At 58.0% G+C, this 24,705-nt stretch carries 24 protein-coding genes; 3 read left to right on the top strand and 21 right to left on the bottom strand.

Annotated features, from left to right (window positions below; translation table 11 throughout):
• Positions 1-10: 10 nt before the first annotated feature.
• From AC2T9U_RS02425 to AC2T9U_RS02400, 6 genes are all read right to left on the bottom strand, one after another.
• Positions 11-364 (bottom strand): flagellar basal body rod protein FlgB, encoded by a 354-nt coding sequence (locus AC2T9U_RS02425; protein WP_115031190.1) that lies wholly within the window; start codon positions 362-364, stop codon positions 11-13.
• A 256-nt stretch (positions 365-620) separates the two neighbouring features.
• Positions 621-1,439 carry a CheR family methyltransferase gene (locus AC2T9U_RS02420; protein ID WP_028326746.1) on the bottom strand — a complete coding sequence of 273 codons (819 nt, stop codon included), beginning with the start codon at positions 1,437-1,439 and terminating at the stop codon, positions 621-623.
• 3 nt (positions 1,440-1,442) lie between these two features.
• Entirely contained in the window at positions 1,443-2,630 is a 1,188-nt protein-coding gene (locus tag AC2T9U_RS02415) for a protein-glutamate methylesterase/protein-glutamine glutaminase (protein ID WP_493696542.1), read from the bottom strand.
• Positions 2,630-2,995 carry a response regulator gene (locus tag AC2T9U_RS02410; protein WP_028326748.1) on the bottom strand — a complete coding sequence of 122 codons (366 nt, stop codon included), beginning with the start codon at positions 2,993-2,995 and terminating at the stop codon, positions 2,630-2,632. The genes AC2T9U_RS02415 and AC2T9U_RS02410 overlap by 1 nt, the downstream gene beginning before the upstream one ends.
• A gap of 129 nt (positions 2,996-3,124) precedes the next feature.
• Entirely contained in the window at positions 3,125-3,562 is a 438-nt protein-coding gene (locus tag AC2T9U_RS02405) for a chemotaxis protein CheW (RefSeq protein WP_493696541.1), read from the bottom strand.
• On the bottom strand, positions 3,562-6,036 hold the full coding sequence (locus AC2T9U_RS02400; RefSeq protein ID WP_493696540.1) for a chemotaxis protein CheW: 2,475 nt from the start codon (positions 6,034-6,036) through the stop codon (positions 3,562-3,564). The genes AC2T9U_RS02405 and AC2T9U_RS02400 overlap by 1 nt, the downstream gene beginning before the upstream one ends.
• Positions 6,037-6,430: 394 nt before the next feature.
• Here AC2T9U_RS02400 and AC2T9U_RS02395 point away from each other — a divergent pair, with 394 nt between their 5' ends.
• The 3 genes from AC2T9U_RS02395 to AC2T9U_RS02385 all read left to right on the top strand — a co-directional run bounded on the left by AC2T9U_RS02395 (position 6,431) and on the right by AC2T9U_RS02385 (position 7,850).
• Entirely contained in the window at positions 6,431-6,880 is a 450-nt protein-coding gene (locus AC2T9U_RS02395) for a chemotaxis protein CheX (RefSeq protein WP_493696539.1), read from the top strand.
• Between the two features lie 112 nt (positions 6,881-6,992).
• Complete coding sequence (locus AC2T9U_RS02390; protein WP_028326752.1) at positions 6,993-7,355, top strand: response regulator; 363 nt, start codon at positions 6,993-6,995, stop codon at positions 7,353-7,355.
• A gap of 6 nt (positions 7,356-7,361) precedes the next feature.
• The gene (locus tag AC2T9U_RS02385) at positions 7,362-7,850 is read left to right on the top strand and encodes a hypothetical protein (protein WP_115031200.1); all 489 of its coding nucleotides are present in this window, start codon (positions 7,362-7,364) and stop codon (positions 7,848-7,850) included.
• 75 nt (positions 7,851-7,925) lie between these two features.
• Here AC2T9U_RS02385 and AC2T9U_RS02380 read toward each other — a convergent pair whose 3' ends face one another.
• The 15 genes from AC2T9U_RS02380 to AC2T9U_RS02310 form a co-directional block, all read right to left on the bottom strand.
• A complete protein-coding gene (locus AC2T9U_RS02380) occupies positions 7,926-8,909 on the bottom strand; it encodes a GDP-L-fucose synthase family protein (RefSeq protein ID WP_115031202.1) in 984 nt (327 codons plus the stop codon).
• 111 nt (positions 8,910-9,020) lie between these two features.
• A complete protein-coding gene (locus AC2T9U_RS02375) occupies positions 9,021-9,593 on the bottom strand; it encodes a hypothetical protein (protein ID WP_493696538.1) in 573 nt (190 codons plus the stop codon).
• A gap of 116 nt (positions 9,594-9,709) precedes the next feature.
• Positions 9,710-10,609: a flagellar hook-associated protein FlgL gene (gene flgL, locus AC2T9U_RS02370; RefSeq protein ID WP_493696537.1), complete on the bottom strand. Its 900-nt coding sequence runs from the start codon at positions 10,607-10,609 to the stop codon at positions 9,710-9,712.
• A 31-nt stretch (positions 10,610-10,640) separates the two neighbouring features.
• Complete coding sequence (flgK, locus tag AC2T9U_RS02365; protein ID WP_493696536.1) at positions 10,641-12,128, bottom strand: flagellar hook-associated protein FlgK; 1,488 nt, start codon at positions 12,126-12,128, stop codon at positions 10,641-10,643.
• A 188-nt stretch (positions 12,129-12,316) separates the two neighbouring features.
• Complete coding sequence (locus tag AC2T9U_RS02360) at positions 12,317-12,631, bottom strand: hypothetical protein (RefSeq protein ID WP_493696535.1); 315 nt, start codon at positions 12,629-12,631, stop codon at positions 12,317-12,319.
• 6 nt (positions 12,632-12,637) lie between these two features.
• On the bottom strand, positions 12,638-13,027 hold the full coding sequence (gene fliS, locus AC2T9U_RS02355; protein ID WP_493696534.1) for a flagellar export chaperone FliS: 390 nt from the start codon (positions 13,025-13,027) through the stop codon (positions 12,638-12,640).
• Between the two features lie 185 nt (positions 13,028-13,212).
• A complete protein-coding gene (gene fliD, locus AC2T9U_RS02350) occupies positions 13,213-14,559 on the bottom strand; it encodes a flagellar filament capping protein FliD (RefSeq protein WP_493696533.1) in 1,347 nt (448 codons plus the stop codon).
• Positions 14,560-14,691: 132 nt separating this feature from the next.
• A complete protein-coding gene (locus AC2T9U_RS02345; RefSeq protein ID WP_493696532.1) occupies positions 14,692-15,510 on the bottom strand; it encodes a flagellin N-terminal helical domain-containing protein in 819 nt (272 codons plus the stop codon).
• A 203-nt stretch (positions 15,511-15,713) separates the two neighbouring features.
• Positions 15,714-19,109 carry a glycosyltransferase gene (locus tag AC2T9U_RS02340; RefSeq protein ID WP_493696531.1) on the bottom strand — a complete coding sequence of 1,132 codons (3,396 nt, stop codon included), beginning with the start codon at positions 19,107-19,109 and terminating at the stop codon, positions 15,714-15,716.
• Positions 19,106-19,615 (bottom strand): histidine kinase, encoded by a 510-nt coding sequence (locus AC2T9U_RS02335; RefSeq protein WP_493696530.1) that lies wholly within the window; start codon positions 19,613-19,615, stop codon positions 19,106-19,108. Before AC2T9U_RS02335 ends, AC2T9U_RS02340 begins: the two co-directional genes overlap by 4 nt.
• Positions 19,616-19,894: 279 nt before the next feature.
• The gene (locus AC2T9U_RS02330) at positions 19,895-20,923 is read right to left on the bottom strand and encodes an acyl-CoA reductase (RefSeq protein WP_493696529.1); all 1,029 of its coding nucleotides are present in this window, start codon (positions 20,921-20,923) and stop codon (positions 19,895-19,897) included.
• Between the two features lie 209 nt (positions 20,924-21,132).
• On the bottom strand, positions 21,133-22,233 hold the full coding sequence (locus AC2T9U_RS02325) for a LuxE/PaaK family acyltransferase (RefSeq protein ID WP_493696528.1): 1,101 nt from the start codon (positions 22,231-22,233) through the stop codon (positions 21,133-21,135).
• Entirely contained in the window at positions 22,230-23,660 is a 1,431-nt protein-coding gene (locus AC2T9U_RS02320; RefSeq protein WP_493696527.1) for an AMP-binding protein, read from the bottom strand. The genes AC2T9U_RS02325 and AC2T9U_RS02320 overlap by 4 nt, the downstream gene beginning before the upstream one ends.
• Positions 23,657-24,382 carry an SDR family NAD(P)-dependent oxidoreductase gene (locus AC2T9U_RS02315; RefSeq protein WP_493696526.1) on the bottom strand — a complete coding sequence of 242 codons (726 nt, stop codon included), beginning with the start codon at positions 24,380-24,382 and terminating at the stop codon, positions 23,657-23,659. The genes AC2T9U_RS02320 and AC2T9U_RS02315 overlap by 4 nt, the downstream gene beginning before the upstream one ends.
• Positions 24,379-24,618 (bottom strand): acyl carrier protein, encoded by a 240-nt coding sequence (locus tag AC2T9U_RS02310; RefSeq protein WP_493696525.1) that lies wholly within the window; start codon positions 24,616-24,618, stop codon positions 24,379-24,381. Before AC2T9U_RS02310 ends, AC2T9U_RS02315 begins: the two co-directional genes overlap by 4 nt.
• Positions 24,619-24,705 lie beyond the last annotated feature (87 nt).

Genomic DNA, 24,705 nt, shown 5'->3' with positions numbered 1-24,705 from the left:
ATCGGCCGTTTCACTGACCAATAGCGTTCTTGATTCCGTTAAATTTGTTGGTGAGCGCTTGGGCGATCAGCTGGGTGTGCAAAACGGTTTCTTGCCCGGCCAGAGTTTCTTCATCGAGATTGACGTTCGAGCCGTTAGCGCGTGTCGGTTCAAGGCTGCGAGCGGTGGCTATCTCGGTCAGGCGGGGGTCTTCACCGTCGGCGAGGGCTTGCCGCAGGCTGGCTTCGAAGTCGACTTTCCCGGCAAGGAATCCGGGGGTATCGACGTTGGCGAGGTTGTCCGAAATCGTGCGCTGCCTCGCTGCCAGGCCCGACATTGCCTGACTCAATGTCCGCACGGTCACGTCGCCGATGAAATCGTTCATCCGCATACCCCCAAAGAAATCCGGTGACGAAGCAGGGGCAGCCCGCACATCGCCACGAGTGGTCGCTCTACTGATCGGCTGTGGCTGGGGTTTTCCTTAACCGATTCGACCCACCATTTGGTGTTTCCTTGACCCTGAGACAGCAACGGATCTGCCCATCAAGCAACCGGGCTCACACCTCTACGCGGTACAACGTGGAGCCGGTCGCCTACAACGGCAACCGGCTCCACATCACTGCTCCCTCACGAGGATGTGTTTAGTCGGGTCGGTACACCGTGGCGCGGCCGATCATTTCGCGCTTCCACGAGTTATCGATATTCATCGTGGTCTCAGCACCACCAAGGAACAGGTACCCATCTGGTTTGATGATTTTCCGCGCTCCCTGGAGGATTTGCCGCTTCATATCCACATCGAAGTAGATGAGCACGTTACGCAGAAAGATGATGTCCATCGAGGGCATGGGCGGCAATGGCTCAGACAAGTTCAAGAACTTTGTCTCCACCATTGCCCGCAGCCGCGAATCGACCTGGTACTGCATACCGTGCCGAGCGAAGTAACGCACCAGAAGCGGCGCCGGCAGACCACGGTTGACCTCGAACTGGTTGTAGATGCCATCACGAGTACGTTTAAGCATCTGCGTATCGATGTCGGTGGCCAGCAGCCGCACCCGCCACGACGGGTCAGCCCCAATCAACTCCTGGATCAGCATTGCAATCGTGTACGGCTCCTGCCCCGAGCTGGAAGCCGCGCACCAAATGTTCAACGTGCGCTCGCGTCCTCGGGAGACGATCAGCTCCGGCAGAATCTGGTTCTGCAGCGCCATGAAGGGGTGTCCGTCGCGGAAGAACGAGGTTTCGTTGGTGGTCATTGCCTCGATCACTTCGTCACGCAGCGGCCCTTTCGGTGCGCTGCGCAACTTACGGATCAAGTCGTCGACGGAGGCATCTCCTCGACTGCGCGCCAGGGTCTGCAGCCGCGACTCAATGAGGTATTCCTTACTGCGGTCCAGCACGATGGCTGAGCGTTCTCGCACCACAGTCGCGATGAAGTCAAGGTCATTTCCGTTAAGTGCCATGAGTCAGCTCCTTGGCCGGGCGGCAGCGGCGCCAAGGCCCGCATTAACGCGGGTCATGATCGCCTCGGCCAATTTGTCGAGGGAGTACTGCTGGAGTGGCAGACCGGCGGCAACAGCTGCGCCAGGCATGCCCCAGACCACGGAAGTGGCCTCGTCCTGCACGATCAGTTGCCCACCTGCAGCGAGGATGGGTTCTGCTCCGCGGTAACCGTCATGCCCCATACCTGTCATGATCACGGCCAATACATTGCCCTTATATGACTCGGCAATAGAGCGGAACATTGGATCTACAGCGGGGCGGCAATAGTTTTCTTGCGGACCTTGGTCAAGTTCCGCAACGGCACCGGCAGCAGTTTTCTTTATTCGCATATGCCAGTCGCCAGGAGCGATCAGTACCTTGCCTGGTTCGAGGCGTTCACCTTGTTTAGCCTCAACTACCCGCAGTTTGCTACGCGTATCAAGACGTTGGGCGAATAATTCGGTGAAAACGGGCGGCATGTGCTGGGTCACGACAATCGGGACCGGGAAATTGCCTGGCAAAGTCGATATAACGCGGGTCAATGCGTCTGGGCCACCGGTAGAAATACCGATCGCAACCACATCGACAACTCCCGTGGGCTTTACCGCACTCAGGTCAACAGGCGCGGCTCCTTGCGCGGCGCCGGGAACTCCCGCGCTAGCTGGGGGACGACCACCGAAAATACCGCGGTTCGGGGGGCCCGCCTCTGGCGGAGCACCTGCCCCGAATGCAGGACGAGCCGTAGGTAAGGCCCGGGGGGCCCGCCCGGTAAGCGACTTGATCTTGGGGATCAGTTCGCTACGAACCGCTTCCATCGACTCGGAGACGGATCCAACATTCGCCGGTTTGGCCACATAGTCACTGGCGCCTCGCTCTAGAGCATCCAGAGTGGCACCAGCACCACGCGCAGTCAGTGTGGAGAACATGATGATTGGGATTTTTGCATCCCGCTTGCGCACTTCGACGAGAGTTTGCAAACCATCCATCACCGGCATCTCAACATCCAATGTCATGATGTCCGGTTTCAGGATCGGTAATTTCTCAAGCGCGTTCTTACCGTTAACGGCTGTACCAACAACTTCGATCTCGTTATCGGTTTTCAACACGTCCGTGATGAGACGCCGCAACACCACTGAGTCATCTGTGACCAGCACTTTAATGGGGGCACTCATCACACCAACCCCAGCATCGCCAACTTGCCCTCAATGACGTCCGCGGTGAAGGGCTTGATCACATACTCGTGCGCACCAGCGGCGAGCGCTCGAACAATGTTGGCTTGTTCGGCCTCGGTCGTGACCATCATGAGAGTAACGTCACGCCAGTCCCGGTTCTTGCGAACCTCGACGATGAACTCCAGCCCGTTCATCACAGGCATATTCCAGTCGATCAGGCACACATCTGGCAGTGGCCCGCGCGTCATCGCGTCAATGGCTTGCTGACCATCACCGACTGCTTCCACCTCGAATCCGAGGTTGTCCATCGTGCGCGTGAGGATGGTCCTCATCGCACGTGAGTCGTCGATCACAAGAGCTCGCATGCTGGTCCTCGGGGTGCAGAGACCGCTTCCGGTCTAGGGGGTACCGCGTTCAGCGGATTGTCGGCTAGGAGGGTGGCGCGGTGCGCCAGGTGGCTGGTTGCCCCGGGTGGGGCAACCAGCGAAGGCAGATCACGCCGTGACCGGCTCTTTCTCAACTGCTTTTTCTGTGTCGAGAACGAGCATCAATTCCCGGTCGAGCTTGCATACCCTTGTCACCAGCTCACGGAGGCGGGCTGGGACGGTGTCTGGCGGAGGCTCGAAGCGGTCGACGTCTGGCTCTAAGACGTCGCCGATCTTGTCGACCAGCATGCTCGTCACTGTGTCGTCGGCGGTGCGGACTACCACGTTGGTGATTTCCTCACCTGGTTCGCGCGGCGGTAGCCCCATGCGTTCGCGTAGGTCGACCGTGATCACGATCTGTCCGCGTAGGTTGATCAGGCCTGAGACTTCTTTAGGGGCCAGGGGGACGCGGGTGAGTTGTTGCTCGCGGAGCACTTCTTTGACCGTGTCGACGGGGATACCGAAGAGGTGGCCTCCGAGGCGGAATGTGCAGTATTGGTTGCTCATCAGAAGCCTCCTGCGTAGGCGCCGAGATCGTCTGGTTCGGGGGCGACCATCCCGGCCAGGGCGGTGTCGATGTTGAGTAGCTCGGTGACGTGCTCGTCAACGACGGCCGATCCGAGGTTGCCGCCGGTGTCAAGGTGGGTGCGGATGGCCAGTTCGTCTTCGACGATGTCGAGTACTTGGTCGACGACGAAGCCGAACAGTTGCCCGTGGTACTGGCACACGACGACCTGTAGAGGTTTGTCTGCGTCGACTTGGTCGTAGCTGCCGTAGTCGTCGGCTAGGCGCAGTAGCGGCAGGATGACACCGCGATACTGGACTACTTGGTTCTGGCCAACTGTTTCGATGCGAGAGATGGGGAACTCCTCGAGTCGCTCGACTACCTTCAGCGGCAATGCAACTCGACGTCCCGTAGAGAGGCGCACCACCAGCAGGCTGGCGGAATCCTTTGCATCTCTGGCGCGGGCTTCTTCCAGAGCACTGTTGAACTCTGAACCTTCGGAAACCATGCCCGAAGCGTTCGCTAAGGCCATCGTGTCCAGAATCAACGCGACCCGGCCATCACCCATTAGCGTGGCCCCTGAATACAGGTCGATGCCGCGCATCTGCTTGCCCAGTGGTTTGACCACGATTTCTTCGGTGTCTTCGATGTCGTCAACAACGAGGCCGAAGCGTTGCTGGTCGGCGCGAAGAACAGCGATGAATGTGGTGTCTGAATCGCTGGGCTCTATGTTGAGTTGTTCGCGCAGATACACCAGCGGGAGCAGGTCGCCGCGTAGGCGGTAGACCGGGGTGCCCTGAATTGTTTCAAGGCGCTCGGCAGCCTGTGCAGCATCCAAACGCACCAGTTCCAGCAGGTTGACCTGCGGGATGGCGAACATGTTGTCCTGTCCTCGCACAAGGAGGGCCGGGATAATGGCCAGGGTCAGGGGAATTTTGATTCGGGTGGTGGTGCCTTCACCGAATGTGCTGGTGACATCGATAGTGCCGCCGATTTTTTCGATGTTGGTTTTGACCACATCCATACCGACACCACGTCCAGAGACGTTCGAGACCTTATCGGCGGTGGAGAAACCGGGGCGGAAGATGAGGTGATTGGCGTCGCGGTCGGACATTTTCTCCGCGTCGTCGCGGGTGATCAGGCCCTTTTCAACAGCTTTGGCTTTGACTTTCTCGACGTTGATACCGGCACCGTCATCGATGATTTCGATGTTGACCTGGCCACCTTCGTGGTAGGCCCGCATCGTCAGTACACCTTCGGGGTCTTTGCCTCGGGATTGGCGTACGTCTGGTGGCTCGATGCCGTGGTCACAGGAGTTACGCACCAGGTGCGTCAGTGGGTCTTTGATGGCCTCGAGGATCGTCTTGTCGAGCTCGGTTTCTTTACCTTCGAACTCCACCCGGATCTGGCGGCCTAGGGAGGTCGCTAGGTCGCGGACAACGCGGGGGAAGGTGCGCCACACATGGTCGATGGGCTGCATACGCGTCTTCATGACGCCTTCTTGCACCTCGCTAGCCACGAGCGAAAGCTGGTGCATTGATCGGACGAGCTCTGGGTCATCAGATCGGGCAGCGTGCTGGATAGCTTGGTTACGGGCCAGAACGAGCTCGCCGACGAGGTTGACGAGGCTGTCCAGCAGGTCCACGTCAACACGGATGGAGCTGTCGGCTACGGAGCGTTTGTTCTCGTCGGGTTTCTTAACCTTTGGCGCCGGTTTTTCTGCCTCTGGAGCTGTTGTTTGGGGAGTTTGGGCATCGGCGGCAGCCTGGGCTTGAGCCTCGGCTGCTGCTTTGGCTGCGTCTTGGGCAGCTGTCACTGCGGCTGCTTGGGTGACAGAGAGGTTTTCTTCTGCCGGTGGTTGTTCCGGTTGCGCAGGTACCTCTGCCGCTGGTGGTGCTGTATCTGAGCCTGCAGGGGTGGAGGTTGCTGTTGCTACCGCAACCGCGACTGCCACTTCAGCTTCAGCTGCACCGGCGGCTTCGGTGGGGGCTGCGTCGGCAGGTGCTTCAGTTGCGGCTGCCGGGGCTGTTGTCTGCTCCCCCATCGCCAATGTGCCGGCTTTAGCTGCATCGACGACTGCCTGGGCATCTTGGCCATCCAAAATGGCGTGGAGCTTGGCTCGCAGTTCGTGGTACTCCTCGGTACCTTCACTGCCTTCGTTTTCGATGTTTTCCAGCAGGGCACGCACCGCGTCGACCATCTCTAGCAACACGGTTGTCATTGCGGGGTTGAGCGTCATCTCGCCGTCGCGCAGCTTGCTCAGCAGCGACTCACCGGCGTGTGCGACTTTTTCCAGCGTGTGCAACGCAAGGAATCCTGCTGTGCCCTTAATTGTGTGCAGCGTCCGGAAGATGCTGGACAGCAGATCGCGCGACGTCGGATCCTGCTCCAACGCGAGCAAGTCCTGGTCCAGCTGATCCAGGTTCTCGTGGGATTCGACCAAGAATTCTTGGACGATCTCCTCCATGCCTTCCATCGGCAGTCTCCTCGGGGGTGGTCAATGGGAACCGCTCTGCTCATCGGCCCCGGCGACACCGACCTGAGCCACGTTCACCACCAACGTGTCTGACTCGGGTTTGCGGCGGCATTGCTGCAGCGTTTCCGCACCCTCTCTGCCCGTATATATGCCTCGGTTGTATTCGCTGTATGTGTTGTTGCACCGAAAATGCTGCCAATACAGGCGGATCGAACCTGACCCTTAGAACGTGATCCCTCAAGTCCGTTGCGACACCGCCGATATGGCGTGTGTCCACACTCATGGGCTCGAGACACGACGGGGTTTCGCCGACGCGGCAATGCTTCCCGCCTCGGCAGATCCTCGAGACCACCCGCTCGGAGGGCGAACCCCGAGACTCACCGAAGGACCGAGAATGCAACTGTTGAGCGACGACGTCGCCGCGATCGTCCAAGAGGTCTGGAGCTCAATGCTCGGACTCGACATCGAACCTATCGGCGAAACCGAGGGCGTTAAAGGCCAGGCCATCGCCGGATCCGTTGGAGTCACCGGCGCTAGCGACTGCCTCATTGCCCTTGAAATGACTGTCGACACCGCCAAGCTTGTCGGAGCGACGATGTTCATGATGGGCCTCGATGAGGTCTCCATGAGTGATGTCACCGACGCCGTCGGTGAACTCACCAACATGATTGGCGGCAACATTAAGTCTTTGTTGCCTGAACCCAGCACGCTGTCGTTGCCGGTCGTTGCCCAGGGCGAGCCCCCCACGATGAAAGTTATTGGAGGCGAGACCATTCTCTCCCAGGGCTTTGCATGTGGAGATGGCCGCGTTTCTGTGACGGTATGGAACCGGCAGGCCAAGTGAGGCGCGTTCCTACTCTCTCGCACTATCTATCTTTCAGCCCTTTAACGCCGGGAGTGGTTCTGCTACCGGTTTTTGATTCACTGCCTTGTGGGCAGTAGGAAGCGAGTTACTTGTGAAGGTCGTAGTCGCCGACGACAGCCGAGCAATGCGCATGATCGTGGTCCGCACACTTCGCCAGGCTGGGTATGACTCTGCCGAGATCATCGAGTGCGAGGATGGCGCTGAGGGTTTGGCCAAGGTGAAGTCTGAGTCTCCCGATCTGGTTTTGTCTGACTGGAACATGCCAAACATGAGCGGGATTGAGTTCCTTCAGGCTCTTCGTGCTGAGGGAAACAATGTGAACTTTGGGTTCGTGACCTCTGAAGGGTCCGATGCGATGCGTGAGCAAGCTTCTGCTTCCGGAGCTTTGTTCCTTATCGCCAAGCCGTTCACTGCTGACATGTTCTCTGAGGCACTTGCGCCGGTTTTCGGCTGATCTGATATGCCGATCGCGATACCCGACCCCAAACCGATCAAGGACTTGTTTGAGTCGTTGCTTGGTCGGGATGTCAGCATGCTCCCTTTGGACAAGCCCGTTGTGCCTACGGCTCGACGTGCTTGCTGTGTAGGGCTCTACGTCGATACAGATCAGAATGTGAAAGCGCTGGTAGCGGCGGATCTTCCGTTGGCTGCTCGTGCTGGTGCCGCGCTTGGTCTTGTTCCTAAAGCAGGGGCAGATACCGCTATTGAGAACGATGAGTTGCCTGCTGCGTTGTACGACAACTTTTACGAGGTGATGAACATCTTCTCGTCGTTGTTCAACGTGGGTGATCCGGAGGATCACTTGAAGTTGTCTCAGGTGTTTCAGCCGGGGATGGTGATTCCGACGAATGCGGCGAAGATGCTGCGTGGGTTGGGCAAGCGCGCAGACTTCACGTTGAGTGTCGATGGGTACGGCGATGGTGCTCTTGGTGTGGTGGTTCCTTTCTGATTGGTATCACTTACGTGCATGTGTGAGGGTGGCGCCCGGTGTGGGCGCCACCCTCACACATGCATTGTCCGGTGGTTAAGAGTGGGTGGTGTGGTCGGCGACGTTCGCGCCGCGGGCGTCAGTGGTGTTGTTTTTGTACCAGTTGTAGGCGTCGGTGATGCCTTCGCGCAGGCTGATGCGGGGCTGCCAGCCGAGTTTTTTCATGTTGGTGACGTCTAGGAGTTTGCGGGGGGTGCCGTCGGGTTTTGTGGGGTCGAGTGTGATGGTTCCGGTGAATCCGACGATGTCGGCGACGAGGTGGGCTAGGTCGGCGATGGTGATGTCTTCGCCGGTGCCGATGTTGATGGGGGCTGGGTTGTCGTAGTTTTCCAGGAGGGTGAGGCAGGCTGCGGCGAGGTCGTCGACGTGGAGGAATTCGCGTCGGGGGGTGCCTGTTCCCCAGATGGTGACGGTGTCGGTGCCGTTTTCTTTGGCTTCGTGGAAGCGGCGGATCATGGCTGGTAGGACGTGGCTGTTTTGGGGGTCGAAGTTATCGCCGGGACCGTAGAGGTTGGTGGGCATGGCGCTGATCCAGTGGCGGCCGTATTGGGTGCGGTGGGATTGGATGGCGATGATGCCGCTAATTTTGGCGATGGCGTAGGCGATGTTGGTTTCTTCCAGTGGTCCGGTGAGCAGGGAGTCTTCGCGGATGGGCTGTTCTGCATGTTTGGGATAGATGCAGGATGAGCCGAGGAAGAGGAATTTTTCGACGCCGGCGGTGGCGGCGGCGTCCATGAGATTGAGTTGGATGCGTTGGTTGTCTGAGAGGAATTCGGCTGGGTAGGTGGAGTTGGCGAGGATGCCGCCGACTTTGGCTGCGGCGTCGATGATGACGTCTGGTTTCTCGCGGTGGATGAAGGTGTGGGTGGCGTGAGCGTCGCGGAGGTCTAGTTCGGTGGAGGTGGCGCCGATGAGGTTGGTGAATCCTTGGTCGTGGAAGTGGCGCCAGAGTGCGGAGCCGACGAGGCCGCGGTGGCCAGCGATGTAGATTTTGGCGTTGCGGTCGAGGGTGCCCGGCATGGCTCTCCTTGGGTCGCGTTGGGTGCACCGGTGCCGTTGGTGGCGTGGTGTGTGAAAAACAGTAACGCGGCCGGTGGGGTTGGTCGGGTGGGCGCGACCGGTGGCGAGTAGTTAGGGGGTGTTGGTGGTGGGGGTGTAGGCGTTGAGGCGGCGACGAAGTAAGGGGTTGGGGCCGTCGGGTGGGGCAGGGTTGGCGTCAAGGGTGGCGGGGTCGGTGCAGGTGAGGGTCAGTTCGTGGCAGGCGGTGATGGCTAGGGCGAGGTCGCGTAAGAGTAGTTCGGGGTCGCCGGTGGGGATGATGGAGGCGATGGCGTGTTTGGTGGCGGTGGTGTCGAAGGATTCGATGAGGATGCCGGCGTGGGGAGTGTTGGGTGCGAGGGATTGCAGGAGCAGTCGGGCTGCGGTGTGGTCGCGGCGGGTTGGGGTGTGAGGCAGGGTGAAGACGAGGTCGATGGGGGCTTGTGGTGGGACGATGCGGGTGAAGGCGTGGAGGATGAGGTAGGGGACGGTGGCGGCGTGCCAGTCGGTGGCCACGACGATGCGGTAGTGGCGTGGGATGGTTTCGGTGTGGCGTGGGGGTGTGTTGGGGGTGCCGGTCAGGCCGCGCAGGATGGGGCCCATGATGGTGTCGATGTCGTGGGCGAGGTGGCGTTGTTCTTTGGGTAGGTGATCGTAGGTGCCCATGCTGGAGTCCTTTCCGGTGCACCGGTGGCGGTGGTGGGGCCGCGTCCGTGCGGCGGTGGGTGGTGCATGAGGCAGGGCGCCGCGGTGTGGCCGTGGCGCCCTGGGGTGGGGTGTGGTTAGCGGAGGAAATCCATAAGGGAGGGTTGGATGATTTTTGCTGAGGCGGACAGGGCTGCTTGGTAGGCGTTGGATTGGATGGATAGGTCCATGGCGGCTTTGATGAAGTCGGTGTCTTCGACTTTGGAGAGGGAGATTTTGGAGGAGTCGTCCATGCGGCCGTTGAGGTTTTCGAGGCCTTGGAGGCGGTTGACGCGTACGCCGACGCTGGTTTGGACATTGAGGATGCTGTCGTTGAGTCCTTCGACAGCGGTGAGCCCGGCTTGGATGCCGGCGTTGTCGCCTGCTTCGATGGCGTCGGCGAGTTTGTCGAGGGCGCCGCTGCCTTTAACGAGGGCTGTGCCGAAGGCGTCGGATCCGCTGATGCCGACGTTCATTTGTCCGGCGTCGCCGGGTGAGTCGGAGACTTGGCGTAGGACGGGCAGGGTGTTGCCTTGGTAGGTGCCGTTGGCGTCGAAGGCGTTGTCTAAGGGGGTGGTTCCGCCGAAGAGGGGTTGGCCTGCGTATTGGGAGTTGGCTTGTTGGAGGATGCCCACGCGTAGTTCGCGGATTGATGAGGCGAAGGCTTTGCGTTGGGCGTCGCCGTTGACTCCGTTGAGCGCGGAGACGGTGGTGGAGCGGATTTTTTGCACCATGCTCAGGGTTTGGGAGAGGGCGTCGTCGCCAGCGGAGAGGCGGGAGAGTCCGTCGGTGATGTTGGCGCCGAATTGGGCGAGTTGGCTTTGTTCGGAGCGGAAGCGGAGTGCTTGGACGGTGCCGACTGGGTCGTCGGAGGGGCGGTTGAGGCGCTTGCCGGTGGTGAGTTGTTCTTGGGTTCCTTGCAGTCGAGACAGGCTGGTGTTCAGGCCCATCATTTGGGTGCGGTTCATTGAGTTTTGGGTGATGCGCAGCGAGGTCATGGTGGTGCTCCTTTCGGGTGTGTGGGCCTGATCAGTTGGTCATGTGGATGAGGGTTTGCAGGGTTTCGTCGATGACTCCGATGAATTTCGCGGCGGCGCTGAAGGAGTGTTGGTATCGGACGAGGTTGGTCATTTCTTCGTTGAGGGAGACTCCGGCGACGTTGTCGCGGGCGTCTTCGGCTTGGCGGACCACGTTTTGTTGGACGGTGACGTTGCGGTTGACGGACTGGGTTTCGACGCCCATTTGGACGATCATGGCGCTGTAGGTGGCGTCGGCTCCGCCTTTGTCGTTGATGTGGCGGGACATGGCCAGGGCGTTGTTTCCGTCGAGGCTTGCTTTGGTGGGGTCGCTGTCTTTGGGGTTGCCTGCTGAGACGGCGATGCTGTTGGGTACGGCGTCGGCGGCGACGCGGATGTTGCCGGCGGTGATGGCTCCGCCTCCGGCGCCGTTGACAAAGAGGTTTGCGCCGGTGGCTCCGTTGACGGTGTACCCGGCTGCTTGCTGGGTGTTGACGGTGGCGGCGACGGTGGCGGCGACTTGGTCGAACTGTTTCATGTAGTTCGGGATGGTGATGTTGAGGTTGGTGAGTTGCCCGGCGACGCGGCCGGTGTCGATGCCGACGTCTGCTGATGCGGCTGGGCCGTTGGGGTCGGTGGGGGCGGGGCTGGCCCATTGCACGGCGATGGGTTTGGGTGCGCTGCCGTCGGTGGGGTAGGTGCCGTTGTTGGGGTCGTTAACTTTGAGTTGGGCAGCTTGAGTGCCGTAGACGAGGGCTTTGTCGCCGATCATGACGTCGACGGCTTGACTGGGGAAGTCTGAGTTGGCGTCCATGGCGGCGGGGCGGACGGTGGCGCCGGTGAGGGTGGAGAGTTTTTTTATGAGGACGTCACGTTGGTCGAGTAGTTCGTTGCTGGGAACGTGGGCGATGTCGTTGTTACGGATTGCTGCGTTGAGTTTGCCGACGTCTTCGGCCATTTTGTTGATGTCGGTGACGTTGGCTTGGAGCTCGACGGTGGTGTCGTGCCATTGGGTGGTGGTGGAGTTACTGATGAGGTTGAGTTGAGAGGCCACACCTTTGGCGCGTTCGAGGGCTTCAGAGCGGGGGGCTTCGTTGGTGACGCTGGGGCTGTTGCCGGCAGCGCCCATCGCGTTCCACATTTCTTGGAGTTTTTTCTGTAGGCCGGTGTCGCTGGGTTCGCCGACGGTGCGTTCGAGGGCGGCCATGGTTTTTTGTTGTTCTTCAAGTTTGCCGAGGGCAGCGTTGGAGTTGCGTGCCCGCGCTTCGAGGAACTCGTCGTTCATGCGGGTGACGCTGGTGACTTTGACGCCTTCGCCGGTGCCGTCGTAGCGGGACCAGAAGGCGGGTACGCCGGGGCCGCCGACGGCTTCGAGGTTGACGCGTTGGCGTGTGTAGCCCTCGGTTGCTGAGTTGGCGATGTTTTGGCCGGTGACATCGAGGCCGCGTTGGGCGGCGTGCACCGCTGAGGTGCCGATGAAGAGTCCTCCGAAGGCTGACATGATTTCCTCGTCCGTGAGTGTGGCGGCGCCTCCGGGGTGTCCTTTGGGCCGGTCCGTGGGGTGGTTAGTGGTTGTTCAGGGTGAAGGGTGATCTGAACGGTTGTCTTTTACATCGGCCGGTGGGGCGGTGGTGTGAAGGTTTGTGTGGGGGTATCGCGTGGGGTGGGGGCGATGAAGAGGCGGGAGGTTTAGACGCTGGCGTCGAGGAAGACGGCGACGGCGTGGTTGAGGGTGCTTTTGTGTTCTTGGCGTCGGGCGTGTTCGCGGTCTGCGTCGAGTGCTTGGAGTTGGTATTTGACGAAGGTAGAGAGGAGGTTGATGCGTTCGATGAGGTGGTGGGCGCGGTCGGCGAGTTCGGGTGGGAGGTCGCCGAGGTTTTCGGGTGGTTCCCAGGGGGCGACGGGGGTGGTGCTGCCGTTACGGACGTCGGCCTCGTGGGCGTTGAGTTCGTCTTCCATCTGGGTGAGGGCGGCTTCCCAGGCTGTGTGGTTGGTGGTGGGCATGGGTGGTTATTTTTCGCCGGTGATGCCGCTGTGGGTTACTTCGGCCCAGGTGTCGCGAAGGGGTTGCATGACGTCGCGGGCGTTGGTGACGTGGGTGGCGTCTTTTTCGAGGTTGGCGGCCATGAGTTCTTCGAGGACCCAGTCGTAGAGGCGGGCGAGGGATTCGCCTTCTTTCCAGATGGAGGTGTCGAGGGAGGAGCGCAGTTCGCGGACGATTTCTTGGGCGTGCATGAGGCTGCTGTGGCTGGCGGCGATGTCGTTGCTGCCGAGGGCGGTTTCGGCGGTGGAGAGGTCTTTGAGGAAGCGGTCGTACAGCATGACGACCAGTTGCGCTGGCGTGGCCGTGGTTACTGCCTCGCGGGCGTAACGGCTGCGGAGTTGGGCCTGCGTGCTCATGTGGTGTCCTCTCGGTGTTCCGCATCCGGCGGTGGGTGGGTTGAGGGGTGCCGGTGTGGTCTTTTTCTCATCGGTTGGGCGGGGGTTGTCTTTACCTATGTGGGGTTTGCTGCTGTCGCTGGGGGTATGTGTGTGGTGCCGGGCCCCTGAGTTGGGCCCGGCACCACACGAGGGGGGTTGTTCGGTTATCTGAGTCCAGCGAGCTGGCTGGAGAGCCAGTTTCCTTGGGATTTCATTTTGCCGAGGAGGGAGTCCATGGCGTTGAACTGGGCTTCGAGGGCTTGCTGGCGTAGGTCCATGCGGTCGTTGAACTTGCTGATCTGGTCCGAATAGTCCTTGATCATCGTGTTCTGGCTGTTGACCTGCATGGTGATGAGGCCTTTATCGGCGTCTGTGGCCTGGGTGGAGACATCAGACAGGGAGCTGGCGAAAGCATTGATTGCTTTTTGGGCTGCTGCTGGGTCTTTGGCGTAGAGGTCTTCGAATTTTGTCTTGTCGAAGGTGATTGTTCCGGTTTTGTCGATGGAGATCCCGGCGGCCGATGGTGCTGCTGCGGCGTTCCCGACTGCTGCGTTCTGGAGCTGGTTGGTGAGGTCGCGGGTGAGGGAGTCACCGACGAACGGCCCGGAGCTAGAAGGGCTGTCTTTGTTGTATTTGCTGTTGATGCGGATGTTGGAGAGGGCATCGTTAGCAGCGGTGACGAGGTCTTCAACTTTTTTGCTGATGCCGGCGGTGTCTTGAGTGACGTCGACGGTGACTTGGGTGTTTGGGTCAGCTTTGGTTGGTGAGATGGTCACGCCGGGGAGGAGATTTTTGACGTCTTTGGTGGTGGAGGTGACGTCATATCCAGCGGTGGGGTCGCCGATGTGCAGCACGGTGTCTTGGCCTTTGGCGACTTCGTTGAAGTTGCCGAGCACGTCGGCAACGACGGGTGGAGTGGAGCCGTTGGTGACGGTGACGCTGCTTTGTGCCCCGGTGGTGGCAGAGGTGAGCTGCATCTGGTAGCTGCCGGTGGCGGTCTGCACCATGGTGGCTTTGACGTCGGCGCCGGCTTGTTGGTTGATCGCGGCGACGACGTCAGCGAGCTTGGCGCCTTGGCCAACGGTGACGTTGGTTGTTTTTCCGTTGGCGGTGACGTTGAAGTCGAAGGCGGCGCCACCATTGACGGTGTCAGTGCCGGTGAATGATTTATCGGCGAGCGTGGTGCTGGCTTGGGCGATGCTCTTCACCGCGAAGGTGAGGGTGCCTGCTTGGGCTCCGGTGCCAGTAGTGACTTTGGCAATGTCTTCGTTGCTGCTTTTAGCGGTAACGCTGTTCCAGGCGGGGGTGTCGAGCACTGATTTGGGCACGAACTGGTTAGCGGCATCGCCGATAGCTTTCATTTTGCTGTTAAGGCTGGTGTAGGCGCTAACGAGGGCCTGGGCGTTAACTTTACCTTTGGTGAGGTAGTTACCGGCTTGGCGTTCGACGCTCATCAGCTGGGTGATCATCCCTGCGGTGTCGACACCTGATCCGAGTCCTGAGATCTGCATGGTTTTCTCCTTTGTTCCTTCCGTGGATGTGGTGTTCCGGGTGAGTGGCTGAGGGGCTTCACGCCCGAGGGGGCGCAGGCGCACGGCCTACGCCCCCTCGAGGGTTATGAAGTTTTCTCAGATCACTCCGGATCAGCCCAGGAGACGCAGAACGCCCTGGCTGCTCTGGTTTGCCTGCGAGAGCATCGCGGTACCGGCCTGCTGCAGGATCTGCGAACGGGTGAAGTTCGTCATTTCCTTGGCCATGTCGGTGTCGCGGATGCGGGACTCGGAGGCGGCCAGGTTTTCGCTCGAGACACCGAGGTTCTTGATGGTGTGGTCGAGACGGTTCTGGAGAGCACCCAGGTCGGCACGCTGGTCAGAGATCTTGCCGATAGCACGGTCGATCCTACCGATGGCAGTCTTGAGACCAGCCGCTCCGGTAATGGTCAGGCCAGCGATGCTCAGGCCAGTAGTGTTCATCGCCTTGATGGAGACAGACATTGTCTGGCCGGTGTTGGCACCAATCTGCAAGGCTTTGCCGGTGAAGGTTCCGTCCAGCAGGTTCATGCCGTTGAACTGCGTGCGAGTGGTGGTCGAGTCGATCTCTTTGAGGAGCGCCCCGATCTCCTTCTGGATGGCTGCGCGGTCAGACGACGTGTTGGTGTCGTTTGTAGCTTGAACAGCCAGCGTCCGCATGCGTTGCAGCATGGAGTGGGTCTCGTTCATCGCGCCTTCAGCGGTCTGAATGAGAGAAACACCATCCTGAGCGTTGGCCTGGGCCTGGTTGAGTCCGTTGACCTGCGAACGCAGCTTCTCGGAGATCGCCAAACCTGCAGCGTCATCCGCAGCGCGGTTGATACGCAGACCGGAGGACAGACGCTCAAGGGAGGTCTGCTGCGAGCCTTGCGTACCGGACAGGTTGCGGTATGCGTTGAGGGCGGCGACGTTGGTGTTGATCTGAAGACCCATGGTGAAAGCTCCTTCGTGGAATCGGGTCCGGGCTCCCCATCCGTGGTGAGCCCGAGGGACTTCCGCTGTGAAAGCCCCGACGGGGTAGTAGCCCCGGCACAGTGCCGAGGTCTTGTCCCCGACACCTGGCTCATCGGCCCCGCAGCCCTACCTCTGAGCGATCTGCGTGTTTTTTTGCGGTGTGTTTGGAACACCTGACTGAGTCAGGCATTGCGCAGCGCAGCAGATGCTTTATGCACTAGTTCTTGATCGTTACGGGCTTTCCCTAAGCGAAGAAGTGCTCGTGCTATGGCAAGCGCGTCATCTGTTTGCCTGGCTGCTGCTAGCTGCGCTTCGGCAACTACTTCACGAGATAGCGGCAGCCCTGCCGCATCGACCACCTGGTCGAGAGATTGCACGATATGTAAAGCCTCGCTGGTTTGCCCCTGGGCTAGCTTGAGGTGAACTTCAAGCCATCGTGTGTATGAGTCAGTAGGAGCGAATCCTTTGAGGACATCTAGCTCCCGCGCAGCAGCATCAATATTTCCGGTTTCGAGTTCAATGCGGATAAGCCATTGATAAGCCCACCGGTAATAGGTAGTGGAGGGGTCCAAGGCGATAGCTGCGTGGAGTGACTTGCGAGCATTGTCTGGATCCCCTGCTCCCCACTGGGCGCGGGCCTGATCGACAAGCGCTGCCATTTGATCGGCCGTGTCTGACCGGGAAGCCTTGGCAACTTCTGTCAGAGATAACGCACGTTGCACACTGTTTTTTGTTCGAGAAGCGGCGAATCCATCATTCTCGATGCGAATGGTTTCGGGGGCCAACTCGGTTGATTCGTTGAAGCGGTGGCCGTCGAGTCCGCGAAGTTCGGCATGAACTGGGCGGGCGTAGTGGGCTAAATCTGGCCGGTAGATGCGCGGTGACATCCAATATTCATTGCCCTGCATGCGTTCACCGGGGGCGCTGGTAGGCGCGGCTTCAATGTAGAGAACAACGTCATTAGCGGCTTCTGCTGCAGCGAGTTCATGTGCGAGACGAGTGGGGTTTGCGAATATTCTCTCATCCGCATCTAGCACAAGCAGCCAGGGAGCGTTGCTCATGGCAGCGGCTGCATTGCGGGCGCGTGAATAGTTGTTATCCCAGAATCCTTCGACCACTTTTGCGCCGTGAGCTCGTGCGATATCGCGGGTTGTGTCAGTGGATCCAGTGTCGTAAACACAGATTTCACCAAGGAGTGGGCGCAAGCTTTCGCAAGACTCCAGTGTTTGAGCTAGGTGTGCTTCTTCATTCTTAACGATCATCACCACATCAAGTGATCCATCAGGCAAAGCAGCAAGGTCCTTCACATCGCCACGTTGCGAGGTCTTTGTCGTAGAAGGCGTAGATGCGTGGTCTGGTAGGGCTATGCCCAGGTCTCGACATCCTTGTTCCACGATTTCAAGGTTGCGCGCAGCCAGGTAACTTCCTCGTCCGATGACATGCCCGAACAGGTCGGTGGGTTCACCAATTTCGAGAGCTCGGCGGAATTCTGCGGCGGATTGAGGCAGCAGTTCAGCGGCGAGTTCTGGCTGCTGGGTGGCGAGGTCGAGCAGCACGTTACCGGCAACGAAGTGGTAATCCGGTGAGTGATCAAACTCATCGGTGTATTCCCCGAGAAGGGTAAGTGCATCAAGGCTGCGGTTGATCGCGGTGAGTGTATGTGCGCATTGCACGATAAGGATGTGCTGCCACGGTTCAGGAGGCAGCGTTTTACGGTCGATCTTGTCGTACTGTTCAGCGGCTTCGTGCAGACGCCCTTGCGTTTCTAAGTTTCGGCCAAGTTGATACCGCAAATAAGGATCGGCAGGCTCGGCTGCGACGGCAGCGCGTAGCATTTCTTCGCGTCTGGGGAGCTTTTTAGCGAGCTGTTCTGGCTCGTACCCGTCATGCTCGATGGTGATCCGTACTTGACGCAGTGGAAGATCATGCTGCGGGGCGGCGTGAATGATGCCGCGATAGCGCACCGTACCGGGGAGAATCCTCGACTGGGGTTCACTCTCCGTAGTGATGGTTTCACCAAGGCGGAATGAGCTAACAACGTTGACGGTGAGAACAAATTCGGGCGATAGGTCGTGAAGATCGTATAGCTCGCGCCCCCCAGCGGCGATAACTTCGTCAGCGTCGATAATCACATGCCAGTCCGCTCCAGCGGCATCGAGCGCTGCATTGCGCGCTTCGCTGAACTTATCAGTCCAGGGAATGTGGATGACGCGGGCTCCGGCTGTTTCGGCGAGTTCGGCGGTGTTGTCTTCGGAACCCGTATCAGCGACGAGGACTTCGTCAACGAATGGTTTGATGCTATTGATGCAGCGCTGGATGCAGCGTGCTTCGTCACGAGCAATGATGACGGCAGCAACAGAGTATCGCTGACGGCGCTCGCGGATAGTCCGTGCTACGAGGGTTCCCGGGTAGGGGCTGCGATCGAATTCGTCGGCGATGGCTTCGAGGTGGTTGGTTCGGGCTTCAAGAATTACTTCACCGAGTTCTTCGGGGCGTCTCTTGCCCCATAGTTTCAGCAGTTTTTTCCCAGCACCGTCAATTTCCATTCCGGCGACAAGGAGCGCGAGTCTGCTGGTAAGTTCATCGTGTTGGCGTCCAGCCTGATAGGCAAGTCGTAGCCGAGACCGAAGAATGGCTTCTTCTGAGAAAGGAGCACCGAGAGTAGGTGCAGGACGTTCCAGATGTTGCATCAAATCGAGTGCTTGGCTTGTTTTTCCTGAGGCCATGCACCACCTGGCGCGCAGCCAGGTTGCGAATTCTGGGTTAGGGCCAGATTCGAGTTGTTCAAGCAGTGGCACAGCATCCTCAAGACGTTTTTGGCTGGTGAGTAGGTCTGCCCATGCTTCGCGTGCAGCCCAAGCCCAAATATCCTCTCCAGCAGCAACCGCCTTGTACTCCTGATAGGCAGCGTCAATATCTCCTAGATTTTGGAGTTCTTGCGCTATCTCATAGGAGATCTGACGATCATTCTCTTTACTACGATCAGCATCTTTTTTGAGTCGCCCGAGGCGCCGTGAAAATTTTTCTTCAGGCAAGGGAAACTTTGAAAAGAGAGAAGTTACCTGAAAAACGCTTTCAGAAATATCAATGAAACTCCTCTCCGGAGCGAATCCTGTGTCAATCGTTTCCCACAGGGACCCATCCGCATGGATATTCTCAGGACGAACGATCCGGCCAAAATGATATTTTTTTTCACTTACATTGATCCGGACAGAGGCATAGTCAACGGACCCATAAAGAGGATTATCGAGAATCTTTAGAAGATTTCTCACATTACCAGAGAGGAAATCATGCACATCAAGGATAATCGCCCAGTCCGAGGTAGTTACATTAAGCGCATCAAGTCGAGCACGCCCTAGGTCGTTATCCCAAATTCCTCGAATGATTCGTACATTCTCTTTCCAACCATGGCTGCTGATACCACCCCAGTCTTCACCGGCATAGTAGATGCATACACCATTGAGATACTTACCAAACCAATCGTGCACGTGCTTAATGAAATTTTTCACCTCGTCAATGGTTTCCCCTGGCTGAACTACAGTGATGACATCCAGACGAAGCAAGCCTTTTGCAGTCATGCGGAAAACTCTTCTAAGCGTTTTTTCAGTGCACCGAGGTCGCCTTTATTTGCCCTACTAGGAAGACTAGATCCATCAGTGGGCATACCTCGGGAGATATCGAACATGCGAGTAATGAGTCCACCCACTTCGGCGATAAGTAGCGAGGGGTCACCCGTAGGAACAATCGCGGAATCGTAGGGAGTTTTGCTTGCTTCTTCAAATGAGGCCACGCTCACATTGGCCATTGCTGAACCGCCGAGACCTTCGATGAGAATATTTGCGCATTCCTCATCCACAGCTCCCGGCTCATGTGGCACAGCAAAACAAAGCTCTACGGGAGCATCCCTAGGGAAAACAGCCGCATATGCCCGCAATACTGTCAGCGCCGCGGCAGCATCAGACCAGTCTGTTGCGATAACGAAGCGCACGGGCGCAGCTTTGCAACCATCCCCTACCATCTCTGCCTGCTTTTTAAGCTCTTCAAGACGTGACGCGATGGCGGATAGAGATTTTTCGTCAGACACGAGGTCTCCTCAGATCATTAGGACTCACTCGCTCATCGGCATACAGATGCAGAGACTGAGCCAATCTTCTTGACCGCAGCTCTCATCGACTGATCAAAATGCAATGGTTCCTGCCCTTGAGGTCACCCGAAGAGAGAATCCGTTCTACACAAATCCCAGTTTTCTGATTTCTACATAAACAATTAGACCATGGGGTAACAGAATTTGTTCCATTAAAACAAATTAATCGAATATTCAACTTTCCCTAGTCGGCATAAATAAGGATTCAATAGATTAACCTTACCTAGGATGAACGCGAGTCACTCGGGTCAAATGTGCCAGCAAATCATACCCATCCCAAACATTGTCAAAAGACAAAGCATCACCAATGGGAACAATCCGATCGATACCATGATGATTTGCAGTCTTCGCGAGCTCGTTTAGATCCATCGCTGGAATTCCGAATACCGTGAGAGTTTGGGTAGAACGGGTCACGATACTTGCGAGATCGGTGGAGCGTGCACAGGTGCCCGCCCATAGAATCCCACCACCGGGGAACCTGTTAGGCGCCTCGAGTGGCCAGTTCGCTTGAATGATCGCAAGCGCGTTAGACCGCCAATCAACAGCAATAGCATCACCGTCGGCTGCTGCGCCTGCTGCAGCCGACATTTTCTGCAGGGCCACTGCCGTCGACACTTCGTAATTGCGCGCTTGTATCTCGACTACCAATCGGCGAATCAGGTCTTGATGCAAATCTCCGACAGGAACTGATATTGCTCCATCAGATGTCTCTAGCACCCAAACCAATCGTCGTGGTGAGGCACATCCCATCTGATCGAAGCTGAATAGGTCATTCGCCAGTCGGCGCACGAGTTCTGTCCGGACAGCATCATCAGCGGCTAGGTATGCAGCTGCCCCGATCGCTGCGAGACTCTCACGGTCAGCGAAAAGAATCTCTGTGGCGTGTGCAGGAAGCGGGATACTGCGCACGTGTTGGATGGTGGCGTCGCCGCCCCAGATCACACGAACGTCGCACATTTCGGACAACAAGGCTGTGGCGTCGTCATCATGCCCATACTGCAGGATTGTCGTACCAGCCGCCACGGTGGGATGTTCGCCCCGCTGCAAAGTGTCCACGAGCGCATCGAGGATCACTACGCTGTCAGTTCCATTACCTGTTGATAAACGGATGACATTGGCGTTTCCAGCCAAGATCGAGATCAACATCGAGTAAGCGAACATCGTGTCGACGTTAGACGGAGTGATATGGAAAACCAGCCCACGAGCTGTCGTGAGAGCATGACGCGGACGCGGAAGGTCGTCATACATTTCTAAAATTCGACCGCGCCGAGCCCAGAACGCTAGGGAAGCGAGAGCAGGGTTTCCCTTAGCTAGTGGGCGCAGAGACCGGGCGAAGACATCGCAGAAGTCCACAGCTTCATCTGAGAACGGCGGTAGGCAAGGCACATTCGTCAACCGCCCACGCAGATCTGTTATTTCGTTCCCCGCGCGGGGGATCAACCAAGTCACCGAGTCGGTCATAAGCTGTTTTCCCTCTCTGTGCGGAGGGTGTATGCGGCAGCGTGAGTATCACTACAACCGCGTAGCTCTGCTTGCGGTACGCGCCCGATGATTTCGAGTCGTGTGCCAGCCCAACCATCGGATCCCTCATCGACACCATGGATGACACCGAGATCCTCGGTCAGTATCGAATGACCTGGGTAACTGGTCGGCAAGAGGGAAAGTAGCTGGATTACTCCTACTTTGCCGGGAGGTGCAGGAGACCAGGAGACGGGATCACGCACAATGACATCGGCGAAGTTCGGCGGGCGAAGGTACCCGTCGTTGGCTTCGAGGTAAGTCGAGCCAATTTGCTCCACCATGCCATAGAAATCGTGAATATTTCTGACCCTTAGGGTTTCTCTGGCCACGCATTTAAACTCCTCTTTGGAGACTGACTCAGACTGCAACTTCTTCCATCCGCCAGCATGAATGAGGGTCGCACCGCCTAGATCGACGTCATACGCCTGCTTCCTCAGCTCCTGGACCAGGTGTCTCCACACCATGAAGGTGAACCCAAAAACGAGCGTTTCTTCTCCACGGTGCGAGTCAATGAAGCGCATCAAACCTTCGACATCCAGGTTCATCTCTTCGTCAAGGCAATAAAAATGGTCACGCCCAAACGGCAACATGCCAACGATGCCTGCAGCTCGAGCACTAAAATGGCGACGATCCCGGATGAGGCCAGCAGAGTCCACGATGATCATTGGTCGTCGAGTGCTGCCAAGAACACGTTCCATGATGCGAGTAAGAGCAAGACTCTGGCGTGTGGCGGTTTGCCGATCAAGGAAGATATGGCTCACTGCTTGCCCAGTAGTGCCGCTAGACGTCAACGTCTTGAAAATCTCCTCCTGCGGAATGCTGAGGAGACGATGGGTTTTGAACAGTGAAATAGGAATGAACGGAATCGCGGCCAATCCTTCGCCAGACGGAGGAGGCATGATGGAGAGCATGCGGGCATACGGTTCGCATCGTTCCCGGTGATATTCAGTCAGGTCCTGCAATTCACTGCACAAGACGGTGTTCTTCTCGCTCGGCGGAATTGAGAACTGCGGACGTGTCAGCAACTCGTCCTTCACTGTTCATCCTCGGTATTTAATGCTGCGGCAAGGCTCAGATAATCGGTTTTTCCAACGGCTGTAGTTGGCAGTTGCGGCACAAGGTGTCCAACCAAATCGCGAGGCCGGAGTCCTAGCCGTTCAGCGACATTGCCAAGAGTTTTAGTCACAAGGTCATTCTCAGCACACACATGGGCGACGAGTACTTGATCATCGGCGGGCAGCGCTGCTACAGGACCAATGTCTGCGAGAAGACGTTCGATATCGTCAAGCGAGATGCGCAAGCCATGCACCTTGGCAATCCGTTTCAAACGACCTGTGATCCAGATGCGCCCTCGGGCGTCAATTCGTGCAAGGTCGCCAGTGTCGAGTATCCCGCCGAGCGTGTCGCCGAACGTGGTATCAGCGCGATTCGAAGCGTAACCCCACATAACACTGCGGCTGAAGTAACGCAATTGTCCCTGCTCACGATCAAACGGTTCAGTAAGGATGACGCGTGTTCGAGGCAAGGGATACCCCCCAGAAACAGGAGCATCAAGTACCTCTTCGGGAGGAAGAGTAGAAATACGAGCCGACGACTCAGTCTGTCCGTACATGAGGTACAACTCCGTGCCGTTACCCTGCCCCCGACGCGCGAACTCCGTGGCCGTGGAGGCGTCAAGCAATGCCCCAGACTGAGTGAACTTACGAAGTGACTCATGTGATCCCGGATCGAACCTCAGCCGCCGTAGTAGGTGGTAGATCGAAGGGACGCCCGGCATCGAGGTAGGTCGGTGCGAAGCGACGCCTGTCCAGAATCCACGTTCGACAACGCTGCGGTCATCGAGCAGCAGCGAAGCCCCCGCTAAAAGATGTGAGTGGAGGACAGAGAGTCCGTAACCGTAGAAGAACGGCAAGGTTGTGACAGCTCGATCCGATTCAGTAATACGAAGCACTTCCGCGATGCCATCGGTGTTGTCGTAGAGTCCGGCTGCACCGAGGAGTACGCATTTGGGGTTTCCTGTGCTACCGGAGGTGCTCAACATGAGGCATAGTCCCTCGGCTGGGGCTGTGTCGAGGACTGTCGTGCGCCTCAAATCACCTCTCGATGTCCTCTCGTACGAAGTGGACTCGGGTGTAGGTATGCCGAGAACCCACCCAGGAGCGTAGGCATCTATCAACCTGGGAACACTATCTCTCGCCAACGGGTCGCAGACGAGCACGGCATGACCGGCGAGCATAGCCGCGAAATAGTCAACTACTCCCCCGACACTACGGCGGCCTGCAAGGAGAGCAATATCGCGCTCACCTGCCAATTCGTCAGCACGCTGCCGAACTCGAGAACGGAGTTCAGAGTAGGTCACGGCCTCTTCAGTGCGCGGATCGACCAGTGCCACCGCTCGGTTGTCTCCTGCACCAAGAATCATCTCAGCAAACCCAGAAGCTGTGCTGGGAAGATCGACACTCACAGCACCATTCCTCCGTCGACGCCAATGACTTGGCCAGTGATGTAGGAAGCCTTCTCAGAGAGAAGGAACGCGATTAAGGCCGCTACATCGGTAGGACTACCAACGCGCCCCATGGCGATCTGGCTCAAGCGCTCATCACGAACAGACTGTTTCAGCCCTGCTGTCATCGGTGTATCGATGAACCCTGGCGCTACTGCATTTACCCGCACGCCCTTCGACGCCAACTCTTTGGACGCAGAACGTGTGAGACCGACAACAGCCGCTTTAGAAGCGGCATACAGGCTTTGCGTCGCCGCGCCATGTGTCCCCATGATCGATGTGAGGTTAACGACGGCCCCGGCTGTCTTGGCAAGTGGGCGTGCAGCCAATTGGATGAGACGGAGAGTTGAAGACACATTAACACTTAACACTTCTTCAATCTGCACGTCACTGATCATTCCCAAGACCCCGTCTCCAAGAATTCCTGCAGCATTAACGAGACCGTCAAGACGCCCGTAGGAGTTAATCGCAGCCTGCATGATTCGACGCGGAGCCCCAGGATCAGTTAAATCGTCATCAACACCGAGATGGTTCTGCCCACTGGTCGAAGGCAACATTGCCGCGAGCTTCGCTGATTCAGACCGTCCAGTCACAACAAGATTCCACCCCTGTCCAGCGAGCAACTCAGCTGTTGAGTGGCCAATGCCACCGGTGGCCCCCGTTAGGAGAACGACGCGGCTCATGATGTGCTTTCGTAGCGTTCGACCATAGCTACTGCTGCATCGAAGCTATCGAGGTCTATGACTGCATCCGTATCCAGCACAATCCCGAACTCATCCTCCAACGACGCTACGAGCTCCATGTGAGCGAGCGAATCCCAGTCCGTTACCTCAGCAAATTTCCAATTAGCTGGATCCGAATCGGCAGGCATATTGAGTACCCGGATAAATACAGCCTTGACGGCTTCTCGCGTCGTCATCTCATGTCTCCTATTCCAAGGGCTACCGTCCTTTTCGGCAGGAGTAGGGGATTCGTGAGTTAGTGCGAGGAAATCAGATGCATCCTT

This window comes from Dermatophilus sp. B7861-1 (genome assembly GCF_058996045.1).
The sequence above is the reverse complement of the archived record's forward strand: the minus strand, read 5'-3'. Positions and strand labels throughout refer to the sequence as shown.